Origin of the sequence: Pseudomonas sp. RW3S2, assembly GCF_014268955.1 — a bacterium.
Taxonomy (GTDB): domain Bacteria; phylum Pseudomonadota; class Gammaproteobacteria; order Pseudomonadales; family Pseudomonadaceae; genus Aquipseudomonas; species Aquipseudomonas wayambapalatensis.
The window spans coordinates 169,889-187,433 of the sequence record NZ_JABWRM010000010.1; the positions used below are offsets into that span (position 1 = coordinate 169,889).

The 17,545-nt window shown below is 60.6% G+C and carries 14 protein-coding genes; 5 read left to right on the top strand and 9 right to left on the bottom strand.

Features of this window, described 5'->3' with window-relative positions:
* Positions 1 to 2 precede the first annotated feature (2 nt).
* Positions 3 to 530, top strand: a complete 528-nt coding sequence (gmhB, locus tag HU748_RS16325) for a D-glycero-beta-D-manno-heptose 1,7-bisphosphate 7-phosphatase (RefSeq protein ID WP_186721127.1) — start codon at positions 3 to 5, stop codon at positions 528 to 530.
* A 61-nt stretch (positions 531 to 591) separates the two neighbouring features.
* Positions 592 to 1,362 carry a lysophospholipid acyltransferase family protein gene (locus HU748_RS16330; protein WP_186721128.1) on the top strand — a complete coding sequence of 257 codons (771 nt, stop codon included), beginning with the start codon at positions 592 to 594 and terminating at the stop codon, positions 1,360 to 1,362.
* A 203-nt stretch (positions 1,363 to 1,565) separates the two neighbouring features.
* On the opposite strand, the gene HU748_RS16335 is transcribed toward HU748_RS16330, so the two are convergent.
* On the bottom strand, positions 1,566 to 3,185 hold the full coding sequence (locus tag HU748_RS16335; RefSeq protein ID WP_186670206.1) for an MFS transporter: 1,620 nt from the start codon (positions 3,183 to 3,185) through the stop codon (positions 1,566 to 1,568).
* Between the two features lie 96 nt (positions 3,186 to 3,281).
* Positions 3,282 to 4,931: a GMC family oxidoreductase N-terminal domain-containing protein gene (locus HU748_RS16340; RefSeq protein ID WP_186721129.1), complete on the bottom strand. Its 1,650-nt coding sequence runs from the start codon at positions 4,929 to 4,931 to the stop codon at positions 3,282 to 3,284.
* Between the two features lie 147 nt (positions 4,932 to 5,078).
* Here HU748_RS16340 and HU748_RS16345 point away from each other — a divergent pair, with 147 nt between their 5' ends.
* Positions 5,079 to 5,966 (top strand): LysR family transcriptional regulator, encoded by an 888-nt coding sequence (locus HU748_RS16345; protein WP_186670202.1) that lies wholly within the window; start codon positions 5,079 to 5,081, stop codon positions 5,964 to 5,966.
* On the opposite strand, the gene HU748_RS16350 is transcribed toward HU748_RS16345, so the two are convergent.
* Genes HU748_RS16350 through HU748_RS16360 form a run of 3 tightly spaced genes read right to left on the bottom strand, consistent with a single transcriptional unit; the run spans position 5,955 to position 8,974 of the window.
* Positions 5,955 to 6,773: a TSUP family transporter gene (locus HU748_RS16350; RefSeq protein WP_186721163.1), complete on the bottom strand. Its 819-nt coding sequence runs from the start codon at positions 6,771 to 6,773 to the stop codon at positions 5,955 to 5,957. The genes HU748_RS16345 and HU748_RS16350 overlap by 12 nt on opposite strands.
* Positions 6,770 to 8,050: an FAD/NAD(P)-binding oxidoreductase gene (locus HU748_RS16355; RefSeq protein ID WP_186721130.1), complete on the bottom strand. Its 1,281-nt coding sequence runs from the start codon at positions 8,048 to 8,050 to the stop codon at positions 6,770 to 6,772. Before HU748_RS16355 ends, HU748_RS16350 begins: the two co-directional genes overlap by 4 nt.
* 39 nt (positions 8,051 to 8,089) lie before the next feature.
* Positions 8,090 to 8,974: an MBL fold metallo-hydrolase gene (locus HU748_RS16360; RefSeq protein ID WP_186721131.1), complete on the bottom strand. Its 885-nt coding sequence runs from the start codon at positions 8,972 to 8,974 to the stop codon at positions 8,090 to 8,092.
* 225 nt (positions 8,975 to 9,199) lie between these two features.
* On the opposite strand from HU748_RS16360, the gene HU748_RS16365 reads away from it, so the two are divergent.
* On the top strand, positions 9,200 to 10,504 hold the full coding sequence (locus HU748_RS16365) for a sigma 54-interacting transcriptional regulator (protein WP_186721133.1): 1,305 nt from the start codon (positions 9,200 to 9,202) through the stop codon (positions 10,502 to 10,504).
* Between the two features lie 102 nt (positions 10,505 to 10,606).
* Here HU748_RS16365 and gyrB read toward each other — a convergent pair whose 3' ends face one another.
* From gyrB to dnaA, 4 genes are read right to left on the bottom strand one after another with little or no spacing between them, the layout of a single operon-like run.
* Complete coding sequence (gene gyrB, locus HU748_RS16370; protein ID WP_186721135.1) at positions 10,607 to 13,027, bottom strand: DNA topoisomerase (ATP-hydrolyzing) subunit B; 2,421 nt, start codon at positions 13,025 to 13,027, stop codon at positions 10,607 to 10,609.
* A gap of 4 nt (positions 13,028 to 13,031) precedes the next feature.
* On the bottom strand, positions 13,032 to 14,135 hold the full coding sequence (recF, locus tag HU748_RS16375; protein ID WP_186670190.1) for a DNA replication/repair protein RecF: 1,104 nt from the start codon (positions 14,133 to 14,135) through the stop codon (positions 13,032 to 13,034).
* A 15-nt stretch (positions 14,136 to 14,150) separates the two neighbouring features.
* Positions 14,151 to 15,254, bottom strand: a complete 1,104-nt coding sequence (dnaN, locus tag HU748_RS16380) for a DNA polymerase III subunit beta (protein ID WP_186709464.1) — start codon at positions 15,252 to 15,254, stop codon at positions 14,151 to 14,153.
* 40 nt (positions 15,255 to 15,294) lie between these two features.
* Complete coding sequence (dnaA, locus tag HU748_RS16385) at positions 15,295 to 16,824, bottom strand: chromosomal replication initiator protein DnaA (protein ID WP_186670186.1); 1,530 nt, start codon at positions 16,822 to 16,824, stop codon at positions 15,295 to 15,297.
* 579 nt (positions 16,825 to 17,403) lie between these two features.
* Here dnaA and rpmH point away from each other — a divergent pair.
* Positions 17,404 to 17,538, top strand: coding sequence for a 50S ribosomal protein L34 (rpmH, locus tag HU748_RS16390; RefSeq protein ID WP_003253163.1), 135 nt, complete (start codon positions 17,404 to 17,406; stop codon positions 17,536 to 17,538).
* Positions 17,539 to 17,545: the final 7 nt, after the last annotated feature.

Here is a 17,545-nt window from a genome sequence, read left to right on the forward strand (position 1 = left end):
CCTTGAAACTGCTGATTCTCGATCGAGACGGGGTGATCAATCACGACTCCGACGCCTACATCAAGTCGCTGGAGGAGTGGATCCCCATTCCCGGCTCGATCGAGGCCATTGCGCAGTTGAGCAAGGCGGGCTGGACGGTGGCAGTGGCCACCAACCAGTCCGGCATTGCCCGTGGCTACTACCCGCTGTCCACGCTGGAGGCCATGCACGCGCGTCTGCGCGAGCTGGTCGCCGAGCAGGGCGGCGAGGTCGGGCATATCGTCTATTGCCCGCATGGCCCGGACGAAGGCTGCGAGTGCCGCAAGCCCAAGCCCGGAATGCTGCGGGCGATTGCCGAGTATTACCAAGTCGACCTGCGCGGTGTATGGTTCGTCGGCGATAGCACAGGTGACCTGGAGGCCGCCCTGGCCGTCGGAGCACAACCGGTGCTGGTGAAAACCGGCAAAGGGGAGAAGACCCTGAAAAAGGGCATCCCTGAAAACACATTGATTTTCGACGATCTGGCAGCCATCGCCAGAGAACTTATTTAAAGAGTGCGCCTGTTCGGCGCACTTCCTCAGGCGGGCGAGCCCCGCAACGGTACATGCCACTATGTCGATCCTGCAGGCGATCAGAATCTTTCTTTTTTACCTGCTGTTGGGCACCAGTTCGCTGCTGTGGTGCTCGCTGAGCTTCTTCATCGCGCCCTTCCTGTCGTTTCCGCGACGCTATCGCTTCATCAACGTCTACTGGTGCCGCTGTGCGGTGTTCCTGACACGGGTGATCCTGGGTATCGACTACAAGATCATCGGCGCCGAGAACGTGCCCAAAGAGCCCTGCGTGATTCTGTCCAACCACCAGAGCACCTGGGAAACCTTCTTCCTCTCGGCATACTTCTCGCCCATGAGCCAGGTGCTCAAGCGTGAGCTGTTGTACGTGCCGTTCTTCGGCTGGGCAATGGCGATGCTGCGGCCGATCGCCATCGACCGCAACAACCCCAAGGAAGCCCTGCGCCATGTGGCGAGCAAGGGCGACGAACTGCTCAAGCAGGGCGTCTGGGTGCTGATTTTCCCCGAGGGTACGCGCGTGCCCTATGGTCAGGTCGGCAAGTTCTCCCGCGGTGGCACCGCCCTGGCGGTGAACGCCGGCCTGCCGGTGCTGCCGATCGCGCACAACGCTGGCAAGTTCTGGCCAAAGACTGGCTGGGGCAAGCGCTCTGGCACCATCGAGGTGGTGATTGGCGAGCCGATGTACGCCAACGGCACCGGGCCACGTGCCATCGCCGAGCTCAACGATCGTGCCCAGGCGTGGAACGAGGCGACACAGCGGGCCATGGGGTCGCTGCCGCCGGCAGAAGAAAACGTCACCGAATCAATCGCCTGACGATCTGTGGATAACGTGTTAGCAATTTTTGGATTAATGCTTTCGGATCGTGTCTAAGTAGTTGAATTAGCTATTTATTTCTCTGTATGACGTTTTTTCGAAAATCGTGCATAAGTTTTTTCGAGGCATAAAAAAACCGGCTTTTACGCCGGTTTTTTCATACCTGGGCAACGCAGGTGTCTGCGTCGCGGGTTAACCCGCTCCTACACCTTGTCGATGTCCACATCCTTGGTCTCTTTCAGGCAGAAGATTCCCACCACCAGGCTGATCCCGGTGATCAATACCGGGTACCACAACCCATAGAAGATATCCCCGGTATACACCACCAGCGCGAACGATACCGTCGGCAGGAAGCCACCAAACCAGCCGTTGCCGATGTGATAGGGCAGCGACATCGAGGTGTAGCGGATACGTGTGGGGAACAGCTCGACCATCACCGCTGCCAGTGGCCCGTAGGTCATGGTCGCGATCAGGATCATCGCCACGATCAGCACCACCACCATCACCTGGTTCACATGGGCAGGGTCGGCCTTGGCCGGATAGCCCGCCTGCTCGATAGCCGTGCGCATCGCCACTTCATCGAAACCGTTGATGGTCTTGTCACCGATGCTCACCGAAACGTCGCTGCCCGTCGCCGCAACCGAGCTGTAAGGCAGGCCCTGCTTGACCAGGAAGGTCTTGACCTTGTCACAAGGGCTGTCGAAGCGTGCCTTGCCCACCGGGTCGAACTGGAAGGTGCAGCCTTGCGGGTCGGCACTGACCACGATCGGCGACTGCCGGCTGGCGGCGTCGATCTGCGGATTGGCGTAGTGGCTGAGCGCCTTGAACATCGGGAAGTAGCACAGGGTCGCCAGCAGCAGGCCAATCATCAGGATCGGTTTGCGCCCCACGCGATCCGACAGCCAACCAAAGAACACGAAGAACGGCGCGCCTATCACCACGCTGATGATCAGCAGGGTATTGGCCTGGGCCGGGTCCATCTTGAGCATCTGGGTCATGAAGAACAGCACGTAGAACTGCGCGGTGTAGAAGGTCACGGCCTGGCCGGCGTTGATGCTAAACAGGGCGGTGAGCACCACCTTGAGGTTGGGCCAGGAGGTGAACGACTCGCGGATCGGTGACTTGCTGATCTTGCCCTGGGCCTTCATTTTCACGAAGGCTGGCGACTCGTGCATGCTCATGCGAATCCAGGTGGAGATGCCCAACAGCACGATCGACAGCAGGAACGGCAGGCGCCAGCCCCAGGTCTCGAACTGGTCGCCACTGATGTACCGGCTGCCCAGCACCACGATCAGCGACAGTAGCAGACCGAGGGTGGCAGTGGACTGGATGAAGCCGGTGTGGAACCCGCGCTTGCCGGGCGGGGCATGCTCGGCCACGTAGGTGGCCGCCCCACCGTATTCGCCGCCCAAGGCCAGGCCCTGGAGCATGCGCAAGATCACCAGGATGATCGGTGCGGCGATGCCGATGCTGGCGTAGGTGGGCAACAGGCCGACCGCGAAGGTCGACAGGCCCATCAGCACGATGGTCACCAGGAAGGTGTACTTGCGCCCGATCATGTCGCCCAGGCGTCCGAATACCAATGCACCGAAAGGCCGCACGAGGAAGCCTGCGGCAAAGGCCATCAAGGCGAAGATGAAAGCGGTGGTGTCGTTGACGCCGGCAAAGAACTGCTTGCTGATCACCGCTGCCAGCGCGCCATAGAGAAAGAAGTCATACCACTCGAACACCGTCCCGAGGGATGACGCGAAAATGATCTTGCGTTCCTCACGTCGGCTGCCGCTGGTGGCCGCCGCGCCCTGCTCTTGAATATAATCCGACATCGTTGCTGTCCTCGGCCCGCAGGCCACAGTGATTATTTTTCTTGTTCCACTGTCGGCAGCCATCGACCGCAAGCTGCCGGTGTTGCACGCACCCGGTCAGGGCGTCGGTATCGCGCTGGTATCGCTGAGGTTGCTGTGGCTTGGCGCCCCCTTGAGAATCAGTTGTGCCGCCTTCTCGGCGATCATCAATGTCGGTGAACAGGTATTGCCGGAGACGATCTGCGGCATGATCGAGGCATCGGCGACGCGCAGGCCAGGTATGCCATGGACGCGCAGCTGGTTATCCACAACGTCCAGCGGCCCATTGCCCATACGGCAGGTGCCGACCGGATGGAAGATGGTGGTGCCGATCTTGCCGGCGGCCTCGTGCAGTTGCTCCTCGGTTTGCAGCGCGGGGCCTGGCAGATACTCCTTGGGATCGAACGCAGCCAGGGCAGGGGCCTGGACGATGCGCCGGGTGATGCGGATAGCGTCAGCGGCGACCTGCAGGTCCTGTGGGTCGCTGAGGTAGTTGGGGTCGATCAGCGGCGCTGCGTTCATGTCTGCCGAGCGGATGTCGATGCGTCCACGGCTGGCCGGGCGCAGGTTGCACACCGAAGCCGTGAAGGCAGGGAAGCGGTGCAACGGTTCGCCGAAACGCTCGAGCGACAGCGGCTGCACGTGATACTGCAGGTTGGCGGTGGCCTGCTCCGGGCTCGAGCGCACGAATGCGCCCAACTGGCTCGGCGCCATGGCCAGCGGCCCGCTGCGGTCGTAGAGGTAGCGCAGGCCCATGCCCAGCTTGCCCCACAGGCTGTTGGCCATCTGGTTGAGCGTGCGGGTGTTCTGGATCTGGTAGATCAGGCGCAGTTGCAGGTGGTCCTGCAGATTGCCGCCCACGCCCGGTAATTCGTGACGCACCGTTATCCCCAGGTCTTCGAGCAGCTTGCGCGGCCCAATGCCTGAACGCTGCAGGATGCCAGGCGAACCGACGGAGCCTGCGCACAGGACGATCTCGCGGCGGGCACGAAACTCATGCCAGGCCCCTTGCCAGCGCGCCTTCACCGCAGTGGCACGGGCGTTGTCCAGCACGACCTGATCAACCTGCACATCGGTGAGCACGGTAAGGTTCGGGCGGGACTGGACGGGCCGCAAGAAGGCCTTCGAGGCATTCCAGCGCACACCGCTGCGCTGGTTGACCTGAAAGTATCCACAGCCCTGGTTGTCGCCGGTATTGAAGTCTCCGACCTTGCCGATACCGCTCTGCTCGGCGGCATCGCGGAACGCATCGAGGATCGGCCAGCTGTAGCGTTGCTGCTCAACCCGCCACTCACCATCGGCGCCATGGCTTTGGCTGGCGCCAGCGAAGTGGTTTTCACTGGCCTTGAACAACGGCAGTACATCGTTCCAGCTCCAGCCGTCGTTGCCTTGTTCGGCCCAGCGGTCGTAGTCTGCGGCCTGGCCGCGCATGTAGATCATGCCGTTGATGGAGGAACAGCCGCCCAGCACCTTGCCCCGCGGATAGCCGAGGCTGCGACCATCCAGCCCAGGCTGGGCTTCGGTCTTGAAGCACCAGTCGGTGCGGGGGTTGCCGATGCAGTAGAGGTAACCGACGGGGACGTGAATCCACGGGTAGTTGTCGCGCCCGCCCGCCTCGAGCAGCAGGACGCGGCAGGCAGGGTCTGCGGACAATCGATTGGCCAGCAGGCATCCGGCGGGACCGGCCCCTACGACCACGTAGTCGAAGACAGAATCGGCTGATGGCATGTGCAACCTCGCGCCTGATTATTATTCTTGTCCCCACCCATCTTATTGATTAATTTCGCCGAGGAAACACGAGATTTTGCGCAGCCGTTGTGCGTTTTTTCACAACGGCTCCTGCACGGGCCGGAAAGGATATTCACAGGGATCAGCATGTTCGACTGGAACGATCTGCGGTTTTTCCTCGAGTTGCAGCGCAGCGGCCGTCTGCTCACGGCGGCCAAGCGCCTCAACACCACACACAGCACCGTCGCCCGCCATATCGAGAATATCGAGAAGAACCTGGGCACCGCGCTGTTCGTCCAGCATGCCCAAGGGTACGAGCTGACACCTTCGGGCCAGGCGCTGCTCAAGCACGCCGAAGCCATGGAGAACGTCGCCCTGCTGGCGCAGGAGGAAATCACCCAGGCCATCACGCCATTGGGCAAGATCCGCCTGGGGGTCACCGAAGGCATCGGCATCATGTTCTTCACCCCGCGCCTGGGGGCCCTGTTCGAGCGCTACCCCGGGCTTGAAGTCGAACTGGTCGCGGTGCCGCGCTTCGTCAGCATCCTCAACCGCGAAGCCGAAATCAGCATTCACCTGGAACGCCCCAATGCCGACCTGCTGATCACCCGCAAACTCACCGACTACCGCCTGGCCCTCTACGCCAGCCAGGACTATCTCGACCGCGCACCGCCGCTGCGCAACCGCGACGATCTGGCCCGGCACAGCTGGATCGGCTACGTGGACGACCTGATCTTCAGCCAGGAGCTGTTGTTCCTCAACAGCTTCTGCCGCGCGCCGAACGTGATATTCCGCAGCACCAGCGTGATCGCCCAGCAGCAGGCCGCACGCGCGGGCCTGGGCATCGCCGTGTTGCCCAACTACATGGGCCGCCACGACCCGAGCCTGGTGCGCGTGCTGCCCAGCGAAACCATCCAGCGCAGCTACTGGATCTGTACGCGTCGCGAGCTGCACAAGTCAGTACGCCTGCGGGTGGTCTGGGACTACCTGCTCAAGCTCTGCGCCGAGCAGCAGCACGAGTTGCTAGCCGAGTAGCGCCTTGCCTGCCAGCGAGACCGCAGCCCCGATTCCCACCACCACGAACAGTTGCTGCAGGCGTGGCCCGGCCAGCTTGGCGGCCAGCGGGCGGGCCACCAGCAAGCCCAGCACCGTACCAAAGGCGAAGGGCGCGCCAACCTGCCAGTGCATGACCCCACCAAGGCTCGCACTCACCACACTGCCAGTGGAAACCAGTGCGATCACCGCCAGGGACGTGGCGACGATGCTTTTCATGTCCAGGTTGGTATAGCGGTTCAAGGCCGGGATGATGACGAAGCCGCCGCCGACGCCCAACAGGCCGGATAGCAGCCCGGACAACATGCCGGTGAACGCCAGCGCGCGGGCGCAGGGGAGGGTCCAGCGCAGACGTCCCTGCAAGGGATTGAGCACACAGGGCATGATCTGCCGCTCACCGCATGGCGATTCGCCGCGTAGCTCGCGAGCTGCCTTGCGCCAGATGCGCAGGCAGGCATACACCAGCACGCAGGCGAAGACCAACGCCAGCGGTGTGTTCGGTAAACGGTGCGCCAGCATCAGACCGAAAGGTGCGCAGACGATACCGATTGCCGCAATGAACAATGCTGCGCGATAACGCACCAGCCCTTGCCGCAGGCCCAGCCCGGCGCCCACGGCAGCGGCCAGGCCGACCGCCAGCAACCCAATCGGCGCCGCCTCGACCATCGACAGCCCCAGGCCGAAAACCAGCAACGGCACCGCGAGGATCCCGCCTCCAGCCCCGGTCAGCGCCAGCACCGCACCAATGATCGCGCCCAGTCCGGCGCCAAGAAGCTGATGCTCGATCACTTCGACGCCTCGACGGCCATAGGCTGCGGCCGCGCCAGCCACTCCCGCCCCTTGAGCATCGCCTGCCAGTAAAGCGGCGGCAGTACCCGTGCCTTGAGCAACCAGGCCAGCCGCGTAGGCTTGCGTCCATCGAGCAACCAACGCGGAAAACTTGGTGCCAGCTTGCCGCCATAGGTGAACTCGGCCAGCACGATCTTGCCGCGCTCCACGGTCAGCGGGCAGGAGCCGTAGCCGTCGTAGGCGACCTGTGTCGGCAAGCGCCCGAGCGCCACCAGCACATTGTTGGCCACAACCGGTGCCTGCTTGCGTGCGGCCGCTGCGGTCTTGGCATTGCTGGTGTTGATCACGTCACCCAGGGCATGAACGTTGGCGAACTGACGGTGGCGCAAGCTGTGCGGATCGACATCCACCCATCCGCAAGCATCAGCCAATGGGCTTTGCCGGATGAAGTCCGGGGCAACCTGGGGCGGCACCACGTGCAGCATGTCGAACACTTCGGTACGTGTTTCGTTGCTACCGTCGGCGAGGGTTCGTACGAAGGTCGCCCGTTGATTCGGGCCATCGACCGCCACCAGGCGCTGGCTGTAGTTGAGGTCGACACCGTACTTGTCGATGTAGCTCATCAGGGCCGGCACATAGTCTGCAACACCGAACAGCACGGCACCGGCGTTGAAGAACGCGGGCTTGATCGCGCCCAGCCGGCCTTCACGCAGCCAGTGATCGCAGGACAGGTACAAGGCTTTCTGTGGGGCGCCGGCACATTTGATCGGCATCGGCGGTTGGCTGAACAGCGCGCGGCCCTGCTTGAGCGTCTGTACCAGCTTCCAGGTGTAGGGTGCCAGGTCGTAGCGGTAGTTGGAGGTCACGCCGTTGCGCCCAAGCGTATCTTCCAAGCCATCGATGGCTGCCCAGTCCAGCTTGAGGCCGGGGCAGACCACCAACTGCTCGTAGCTGATGGCGCGCCCGTCTTCGAGCATGACCAATTGGGCATGAGGCTCGAAACTCGTCACCCGTGCCTGAATCCAGCGCGCGCCGCTTGGCAGGGTCGCGGCTGTGGATCGCGCAGTTGAGGAGGCGCTAAACACCCCGGCGCCGACCATGGTCCAGCCGGGCTGGTAGTAATGAACGTCCGACGGATCGATCAGGGCGATGTCCAGCGACGGATCACGTTTGATCAGGCTGGATGCCGTGGCGATGCCAGCGGCACCGGCGCCCACGATCAACACCTTGTGGTGTTCGGTACTGGGCGCAACGGCAGGGGACTGCAAGGCAGGCATGGTGTTTCCTTTGAATACTTATCAGGTGTGCTGAGCCGCTCAAATCGCGTTCAGCGGGATCTTCAGGTAGCGCACGCCATTGTCTTCCGGCTCGGGCAACTGCCCGCTGCGCATGTTGACTTGCACCGAAGGCAGGATCAGCACCGGCATGTCGAGGGTCTTGTCACGGGCTTCGCGCATCTCGACGAAGCTGTCTTCGCTGACACCCTGGTGAATATGGATGTTGCTGGCGCGCTGCTCGGCCACCGTGGTCACGTAGCGCAACTCACGGCCACCGGGCAGGTAGTCATGGCACATGAACAGCCGGGTCTGGTCAGGGAAGGCCAGCAGGCGACGGATCGAGCGATACAGCGTGCGAGCGCTGGCGCCGGGGAAATCGCAACGGGCGGTGCCGTAGTCGGGCATGAACAACGTGTCGCCGACAAAAACGGCAATCTCGCCCGCATCCTCGATCATGTAGCTCATGCACGCGGGGGTATGCCCTGGCGTGTGCAGCGCGCGGGCATGCAGGTTGCCGATACGGAAACCTTCCTCGTCCACGAACAGCACATCGAACTGACTACCATCCCGGGCAAAACCAGGCTCGGCGTTGAACAGCGAACCGAAGGTTTTCTGCACCTGGGTGATGTGGGCGCCAATGGCAATCTGGCCGCCCAGCCGTTGCTTGAGGTAGGCCGCTGCCGAGAGGTGGTCCGCATGCACGTGGGTTTCAATAATCCACTGCACCTTGGCACCCAATGCCTCGACCTGCGCGATCAGCCGGTCGGCAGAGGCGTGGCTGGTACGGCCTGACTTCGGATCGTAATCCAGCACGCTGTCGATCAATGCGCAGTGCTTTGTTTCGCGGTCCATGAGCAGGTAGCTGATGGTCGAAGTCGCCGGGTCGAACAGGGCTTCCACATGAAGGTTGTTGCCAATGATCATCACAGTCTCCAAAGCGCTGCCACACCTGAATAGAGGCGGCGGCAGGAACAGACGCTTTATCAAGATGCATGCCAGGTCATTTCCGGCGGATATGTCCTGCATTTGCAGGTGTTGTATCAACACGATAGTTAAAGACTGCCAAGAAGACTGGCAGTCATCTGTCAGCTGCTGGCAGTGATTGGCAGTCCTTGTTAACCTCGCCGGGTAGTTTTTGCCGGTGCCCCCATGTCCGAGCTTCCTGCTGCAAACCATCCTGCCATCCTCGCGCTGGTGTCCTACCTCGAACACGATGTGTTGCCCGCCATCGTGCTCGATACCGACTACAACATTCTTGCGGCCAACGCGGCGTATCGACGCCAGTTCGCCACGCAGGATCGCGCCCCTCTGGGAGAAAAGTGTCACAGGGTTTCGCACCATTACGCCGTGCCCTGCGATCAGGCTGGGGAGCACTGTCCGCTGCGCAAGGCATGGGGCAGCAAGATGCCGGAGCGCGTGTTGCACATTCATCACACCCCGCGCGGGCCGGAACATGTGGACGTCGAACTGCGACCGATCCTCGACGAGCAGGGCAGGGTGGTGGCATTCGTCGAACGGCTGACCAGCATCACCCTGGCGTCTGCACAACCTCAGCAGCAGGGGCTGGTCGGGCAGTCACCGGCGTTCAAGTCGGCACTCGCCAGCCTGCGACGGGCTGCTCCGGCTCAGATTCCGGTGCTGCTTCAAGGTGAGTCTGGAACAGGCAAGGAGCTGTTCGCCCGCGCCCTGCACCTGGGTAGCCCCCGGGCCAACGGCCCGCTGGTGGTGGTCGATTGCACCGGCCTCACCGAATCACTGTTCGAGAGTGAGCTGTTTGGTTACGAGAAAGGCGCGTTCACAGGCGCGACACAACGCAAGATCGGCTTGGCCGAGGCGGCGCATGGCGGCACCCTGTTCCTGGACGAGATCGGTGAAGTGCCGCTGGCCATGCAGGTCAAACTGCTGCGCCTGATCGAGACCGGCAGTTTTCGCCCGGTGGGCAGCCTGCGCACCGTGCACTCGGATTTCCGCCTGGTGTCGGCGACACACAAGCCGCTCAAGGCGATGGTCGCGCAGGGCGCCTTCCGTGAAGACCTGTATTACCGCATCAGTGGATTTCCGATTCGTCTGCCGGCGCTGCGTGAGCGTGTCGAAGATTTGCCGCTACTGATTGAAAGCCTGCTGCAACGTATCGCGGGCAAAGGCGCACCTCGAATCAGCCATGACGCACTCGAGCGTCTCAACCTGCATCCGTTTCCGGGAAATATTCGTGAGCTGCGGAACATGCTGGAGAGGGCCTGGCTGTTTGCCGATGATGGTTTGATTCGCAGTGAACATCTGGTCGAAGACACCGATCTGGACTCAGCGGCGAGACATCAGTCACGCGAGCAGCATGAACTGAGGGCGCTGGCGCAAGCACTGGACAGCTTCCAGGGATCGCGACGCGAGCTGGCCAAGCAGCTGGGGATGAGTGAACGCACCTTGTACAGAAGGCTCAAGGACCTCGAATCCTGACGCCCGTTGAACAGTGTTTCACGTGGAACATTCGTGTTTCGTGCCCCAGAAAACGAAAAAGCCAAGGTCTAGACCTTGGCTTTTCGTAGCTGAAGCTCGTAATCAGAAGTCCAGGTTGGACACCGACAACGCGTTGCTTTCGATGAAGTCACGACGCGGTTCTACCGCGTCACCCATCAAGGTGTTGAACAGCTGGTCGGCCGCAATCGCATCCTCAATGGTGACTTTGAGCATGCGGCGCACGGTCGGGTCCATGGTGGTTTCCCACAACTGATCCGGGTTCATCTCACCCAGTCCTTTGTATCGCTGGATGGTGTGGCGCTTGGTGGTTTCGTTCATCAGCCAATCGAGGGCTTCTTTGAACTCGGTGACTGCCTTGCGACGCTCACCACGCTGAACATAGGCACCCTCGCCAAGCAGGGTCGCCAACTTGGCGCCCAGCACGACCACCGTACGGTAGTCGTTGCTGCCGAAGAACTCGCGGTTGAAGGTGACGTAACTGGCCAGACCGTGGGAAGTAACTTCGACTTCCGGCAACCAGATGTTGCGTTCCTTGTCTTCGCGCAGGCTGGCCCGGTAGGTCAGCCCAGACTTCTGGCTGTTGTTCAGGCGCTCCTGGAATTTGCCCAACCAGGCTTGCATGGTCGCGTGATCGGCCAACTGCGCCTGAGTGACTTCCGGCAAGTAGATGAAGTGCTCGGTCAGCTCTTCCGGGTACAGGCGCGACAGACGCTTGAGCGTCTTCATCACACCGCGGAACTCATTGACCAGTGCCTCAAGCTGAACACCCGACACGGGAGGCGCCGATTCGTCCAGGTGCAGGCTGGCATCTTCCAGGGCCGACTGGGTCATGTACTCTTCCATGGCCTCGTCGTCCTTGATGTACTGCTCCTGCTTGCCTTTCTTCACTTTGTACAGCGGCGGCTGGGCAATGTAGATGTAGCCGCGCTCGACCAGCTCAGGCAACTGACGGAAGAAGAACGTCAGCAGCAGGGTACGGATGTGCGAACCGTCAACGTCAGCATCGGTCATGATGATGATGTTGTGATAGCGCAGCTTGTCGATGTTGTACTCTTCGCGGCCGATACCGCAGCCGAGGGCGGTGATCAGCGTACCGACTTCCTGAGACGAGATCATCTTGTCGAAACGCGCTTTCTCGACGTTGAGGATCTTGCCCTTCAACGGCAGGATTGCCTGGGTGCGGCGGTTACGACCTTGCTTGGCCGAACCACCGGCGGAGTCACCCTCCACCAGGTACAGTTCGGAAAGGGCAGGGTCTTTTTCCTGGCAGTCGGCAAGCTTGCCCGGCAGACCAGCGATATCCAGAGCACCTTTGCGGCGGGTCATTTCCCTCGCCTTGCGCGCTGCTTCACGAGCACGCGCAGCGTCGATCATCTTGCCAACAACCGCCTTGGCTTCGTTGGGGTTTTCCAACAGGAAGTCGGCGAAGTACTTGTTCATCTCCTGCTCCACGGCGGTCTTCACCTCCGAGGAAACCAGCTTGTCCTTGGTCTGCGAGCTGAACTTTGGATCCGGCACCTTCACCGAGATGATCGCGGTCAGGCCTTCACGGGCATCGTCGCCCGTGGTCGCGACCTTGTTCTTCTTGGCCAGGCCTTCTTGCTCGATGTAGCTGTTAAGGCTACGAGTCAGCGAGGAGCGGAAGCCCACCAGGTGAGTACCACCGTCGCGCTGCGGAATGTTGTTGGTGAAGCACAGCAGGTTTTCGTTGAAGCTGTCGTTCCATTGCAGGGCGACTTCGACACCCACGCCATCGTCACGCTGGACGTTGAAGTGGAAGACCTGGGAGTTCACCGGGGTCTTGTTGGTGTTCAGGTACTCGACGAAAGCACGCAGACCACCTTCATACTTGAAGAACTCTTCCTTGCCGGAGCGCTCGTCCTTCAGCAGGATGCCAACGCCCGAGTTGAGGAACGACAGCTCACGAATCCGCTTGGCCAGGATGTCCCAGCTGAAGTGGATATTCTTGAAGGTCTCGGCGGAAGGCTTGAAGTGAATGTGGGTACCGGTGGTTTCGCTTTCACCGACCACAGCCATCGGAGCTTGTGGCACACCGTGGACGTAGGTTTGTTCCCAGATTTTGCCGCTACGGCGAACGGTCAGAACCAGCTTCTCCGAGAGGGCGTTTACCACCGAGACGCCGACGCCGTGCAGACCGCCAGAAACCTTGTAGGAGTTGTCATCGAACTTACCGCCAGCGTGCAGTACGGTCATGATGACCTCGGCGGCGGAAACGCCTTCCTCTTTATGCACGTCGACGGGAATGCCACGACCGTTGTCGCGAACACTGATGGATTCGTCCGGATGGATGATGACGGTAATGTCATCGCAATGACCGGCGAGCGCTTCGTCGATCGAGTTGTCGACCACTTCGAAGACCATGTGGTGCAGGCCGCTACCATCATCGGTGTCGCCAATGTACATGCCGGGACGCTTGCGCACGGCATCCAGCCCTTTCAGCACCTTGATGCTGGAGGAGTCGTACGTTTGATTTTCGCTCATGCCTTCACTCCCGATGGTCGTGGGTCTGGGTGATACGGCCTTGTTCCACGTGGAACAAAGCAACTGGCGTATCCGTCTGCCAGCCTTCCCTCAGTAATTCGTGATCTACACAGGTGATAAAAACCTGGCAGTGTAATTCTTCAAGCAAGCGACACAGCGCGCGTCGATGCTGCTCGTCCAACTCGGACGGCAAGTCATCCACCAGATAAATACACTGACCGCGACGAACCTGACTGACGAGGTGCCCTTGGGCAATCCGCAGGGCACAAACGACCAGCTTTTGCTGACCACGAGACAGGATATCGGCCGCGTTATTGGCGCCCAATCTCAGGCGTAGGTCAGCACGCTGCGGACCGGCCTGGGTATGGCCCATCTGCTGATCGCGAAGGAGAGAGGTGGCGAGGACTTCACTGAGGTCCCGATCCTTGTCCCAGCCTCGATAGTAGCTAAGGGTCAATCCGTCCAGCTCGACCAGTTCGCTCAGGGTTCGCTCGAAGACGGGCTTCAAGGCCTTGATATAGTTGCGACGGTATTCATCTATTTCCGCGCTGGCGAGACACAGTTCCCGGTCCCAGGCGGCTTGCGAAGCAGCGTCAAGTGTACCATGTCGCAGCCATGAGTTCCGCTGCCGCAGGGCCTTCTGCAAGCGTTGCCACGTCGCCATGAATCGAGGTTCCACGTGGAACACTCCCCAATCCAGGAACTGGCGACGCACCTTGGGAGCACCTTCGAGCAAACGGAAGCTGTCCGGGTTGATCAACTGCAACGGCAGCATCTCCGCCAGTTGCGCAGCGCTGCGCGCATTCTGACCGTCAATGCGAATGGTGAAATCCCCTTGTCGCTCGCGCGAAACTCCGAGGTTGCTCGTCGCGCCATCGTTGATTTCAACCTGGCCGAATACAGTACAGGTTGGCTGTTCGTACTGAATGACGGGGTTCAATCGGGTACTGCGAAATGAGCGTGCCAGCCCCAGAAGATGCACGGCCTCGAGCACACTGGTCTTGCCGCTGCCGTTAGCGCCGTAGAGGATGTTGATACGAGGGGAGGGGGAGAGGGTCACCGGGTGCAGATTGCGCACCGCGGTGACCGAAAGACGTCGAAGGGACATTTGGCCTGCTACGGGTTACAGACGCATCGGCATGACAACGTAGGACGAGTCGTCATTGCCGGCTTCCTGCAGCAAGGCGCTGCTGTTGGAGTCGGCGAGAATCAGACGAACCTGCTCAGTGGTCATGACCCCAAGAACGTCCAGCAAGTAGCTGACGTTGAAGCCGATCTCCAGCGAACTGCCTTCGTAGTCGACGCTGATCTCTTCTTCAGCTTCTTCCTGCTCGGGGTTGTTGGCCTGAATCTTCAGCTGACCGGAGGCCAGTTGTAGACGAATGCCACGGTACTTCTCGTTGGACAGGATCGCAGTACGGCTGAACGCTTCACGCAGCGCCTGACGGTCACCGATCACCAGCTTGTCACCACCCTTGGGCAATACGCGCTCGTAATCCGGGAACTTGCCGTCGACCAGTTTCGAGGTAAAGGTGAACTCACCGGTGGTGGCGCGAATGTGGTGCTGGCCCAGGACAATGCTGACCATGCCTTCCGGATCGGTCAGCAGGCGCGCCAGTTCCAGGATACCTTTGCGCGGCACAATGACCTGGTGGCGCTCGGCCTGGCCAATGGGCGCCTGCATGGCGCACAGTGCCAGACGGTGACCGTCAGTGGCGACAGCACGCAGCGTGTCGGTGGAGACCTCCAGCAGCATGCCGTTGAGGTAGTAGCGAACGTCCTGCTGGGCCATGGCGAAGCTGGTGCGCTCGATCAGGCGACGCAGCTTGCTCTGCTCCAGGTTGCAGGTGAGCGAACCCGGGCCTTCTTCCACGGTGGGGAAGTCGTTGGCCGGCAAGGTCGACAGGGTGAAGCGGCTACGACCAGCCTTGACCAGCAGCTTCTGCTCATCGACCTTGATATCGATCAGCACGTCGCTGGGCAGGCTCTTGCAGATGTCCATCAGCTTGCGCGCCGGGACGGTGATCTCGCCAGGCTCAGCCGGCTCTTCCAGTTGCACGCGGCCAACCAGTTCGACTTCCAGGTCGGTACCGGTCAACGACAGCTGCTGGCCTTGCACGACCAGCAGTACGTTGGACAGGACCGGCAAGGTCTGGCGGCGCTCGACGACGCCTGCGACCAGTTGCAGGGGTTTCAACAGGGCTTCGCGTTGAATGGTGAAATGCATGGTCTAGTCCCTTGCCTTCAAAGAGCTGCGCCGGCACCCATCAGGTGGTCAGCGTGCGCAGCAGGTTCTTGTAGTCCTCGCGGATGTCCGCGTCGGATTCCTTCAATTCGTTGATCTTGCGGCAAGCGTGCAGCACGGTGGTGTGGTCCCGACCGCCGAACATGTCGCCGATTTCCGGCAGACTGTGGTTGGTCAGCTCCTTGGACAACGCCATGGCCACCTGCCGCGGGCGCGCAACAGAGCGCGAGCGGCGCTTGGACAACAGATCGGAGATCTTGATCTTGTAGTACTCGGCGACCGTGCGCTGGATGTTATCCACACTGACCAGTTTGTCTTGCAGCGCCAGCAGATCCTTGAGCGATTCGCGAATCAACTCGATGGTGATATCTCGCCCCATGAAGTGCGAGTGAGCAATCACCCGCTTCAATGCACCTTCCAGTTCACGCACGTTGGAGCGGATGCGCTGGGCAATGAAGAACGCAGCATCGTGCGGCAGTTCGACCTTGGCCTGGTCGGCCTTCTTCATCAGGATCGCCACGCGGGTTTCCAGCTCCGGTGGCTCGACAGCCACCGTCAGGCCCCAACCGAAACGCGACTTCAGGCGCTCTTCCAGGCCTTCGATCTCTTTAGGGTAGCGGTCACTGGTGAGGATGACCTGCTGTCCACCCTCAAGCAGGGCATTGAAGGTGTGGAAGAACTCTTCCTGGGAACGCTCTTTGCGGGCGAAGAACTGGATATCGTCGATCAACAGCGCGTCCACCGAACGGTAGAAGCGCTTGAATTCGTTGATTGCGTTCAACTGCAACGCCTTGACCATATCGGCGACGAAGCGCTCCGAGTGCAGGTAGACGACCTTGGCATTCGGGTTCTTCTTCAGCAGGTGGTTACCCACAGCGTGCATCAAGTGCGTCTTACCCAGGCCCACGCCCCCATAAAGGAAGAGCGGGTTGTAACCATGCTTGGGGTTGTCGGCAACCTGCCAGGCCGCAGCGCGCGCCAGCTGGTTGGACTTACCCTCCACGAAGGTCTCGAAGGTGAAGGTTCGGTTCAGGTAGCTGGTGTGCTTGAGCGCACCTTCGACCTGGACGGTCCGTTGCTCGGTACGGGTGGTTGCCGCAGGCGCAGGCGTCGAATCACCCACCCCATCGAAACCGTCGTGGGACGTAGATTCCTGCACCTCACTGACCAACTCAGGCTCGAGCGCCGTGACCGGTGCACTGGCAACCGCTGTTGGCTGAACAGCCGGCTTGGCCTGGCTCTGGGCCAGGGATGCGGCGACCGCAGCACTGACCGGTGCGTTAGGTGCCGCTCGTGGAGCGGAGCTGCGGCGACTGCCTATTAATAAGGAGAGGGCAGGTGCAAGGCCGTTTCCTTGTTCACCCAGCAGTTCGAGCAGGCGGCCGAGGTACTTTTCATTGACCCAATCGAGAACGAAACGGTTAGGCGCATAGACGCGCAACTCGTCGCCTTCGGCTTCGACCTGTAGCGGACGGATCCAGGTGTTGAATTGCTGGGCAGGCAGTTCGTCGCGCAGAAGCTCCACGCACTGCTGCCAAAGTTCCACTGACACGGATATCCCCTGAGTTGAAAGCCGGATGAGGCAAAAACAAACCGCCATTGTACCGGGCGAGCAATCACTTATCCACATGTCGTGGTGTGTTGAGCTGTGCCAAATCAGTCATTTAGCGGCAAAAACGACCTTTCAAGCGGAAAATAAGCCCTGTGGATAACGGCACATGAGGGCTATGCACAACCCTGGGTTCAACCCTGTGGATAATTCATCTGTGGATAAACGCCTATTCCATCCACAGCTTTTCCGCGGGTCCGGCACAGCCAGAGCACCTGTTACCGACATACTTATGATTCTCTGTACAGTCGATGGATTGTGGCCTGCAATAGGTTATCCACAGATACTTATCCACTTAAGATCTATAAGTTCTTCAAAAAAGCTTTCTATATGTCTCTCTTTTTTTACATGTTGAGCATCTGTTCCGTATGAATCAACCGGTCCTCAGGCTGGCAGAGGGGAAAGGCCGTCTATAAGGAATGCTGGTTGGAAATTGACCTATCGGCTTGCTTTCTCTAGAATCGCCGGTCTCTTAAAAAGGGGGCCATCCCGGCCCGTTGTCGACAACCCAGGTAACACGCCATGAAACGTACTTTCCAACCAAGCACCATCAAGCGCGCGCGCACCCACGGTTTCCGTGCCCGTATGGCCACCAAGAACGGCCGCGCTGTTCTGTCGCGTCGTCGTGCCAAAGGCCGTAAGCGTCTGGCAATTTGATTTTTCG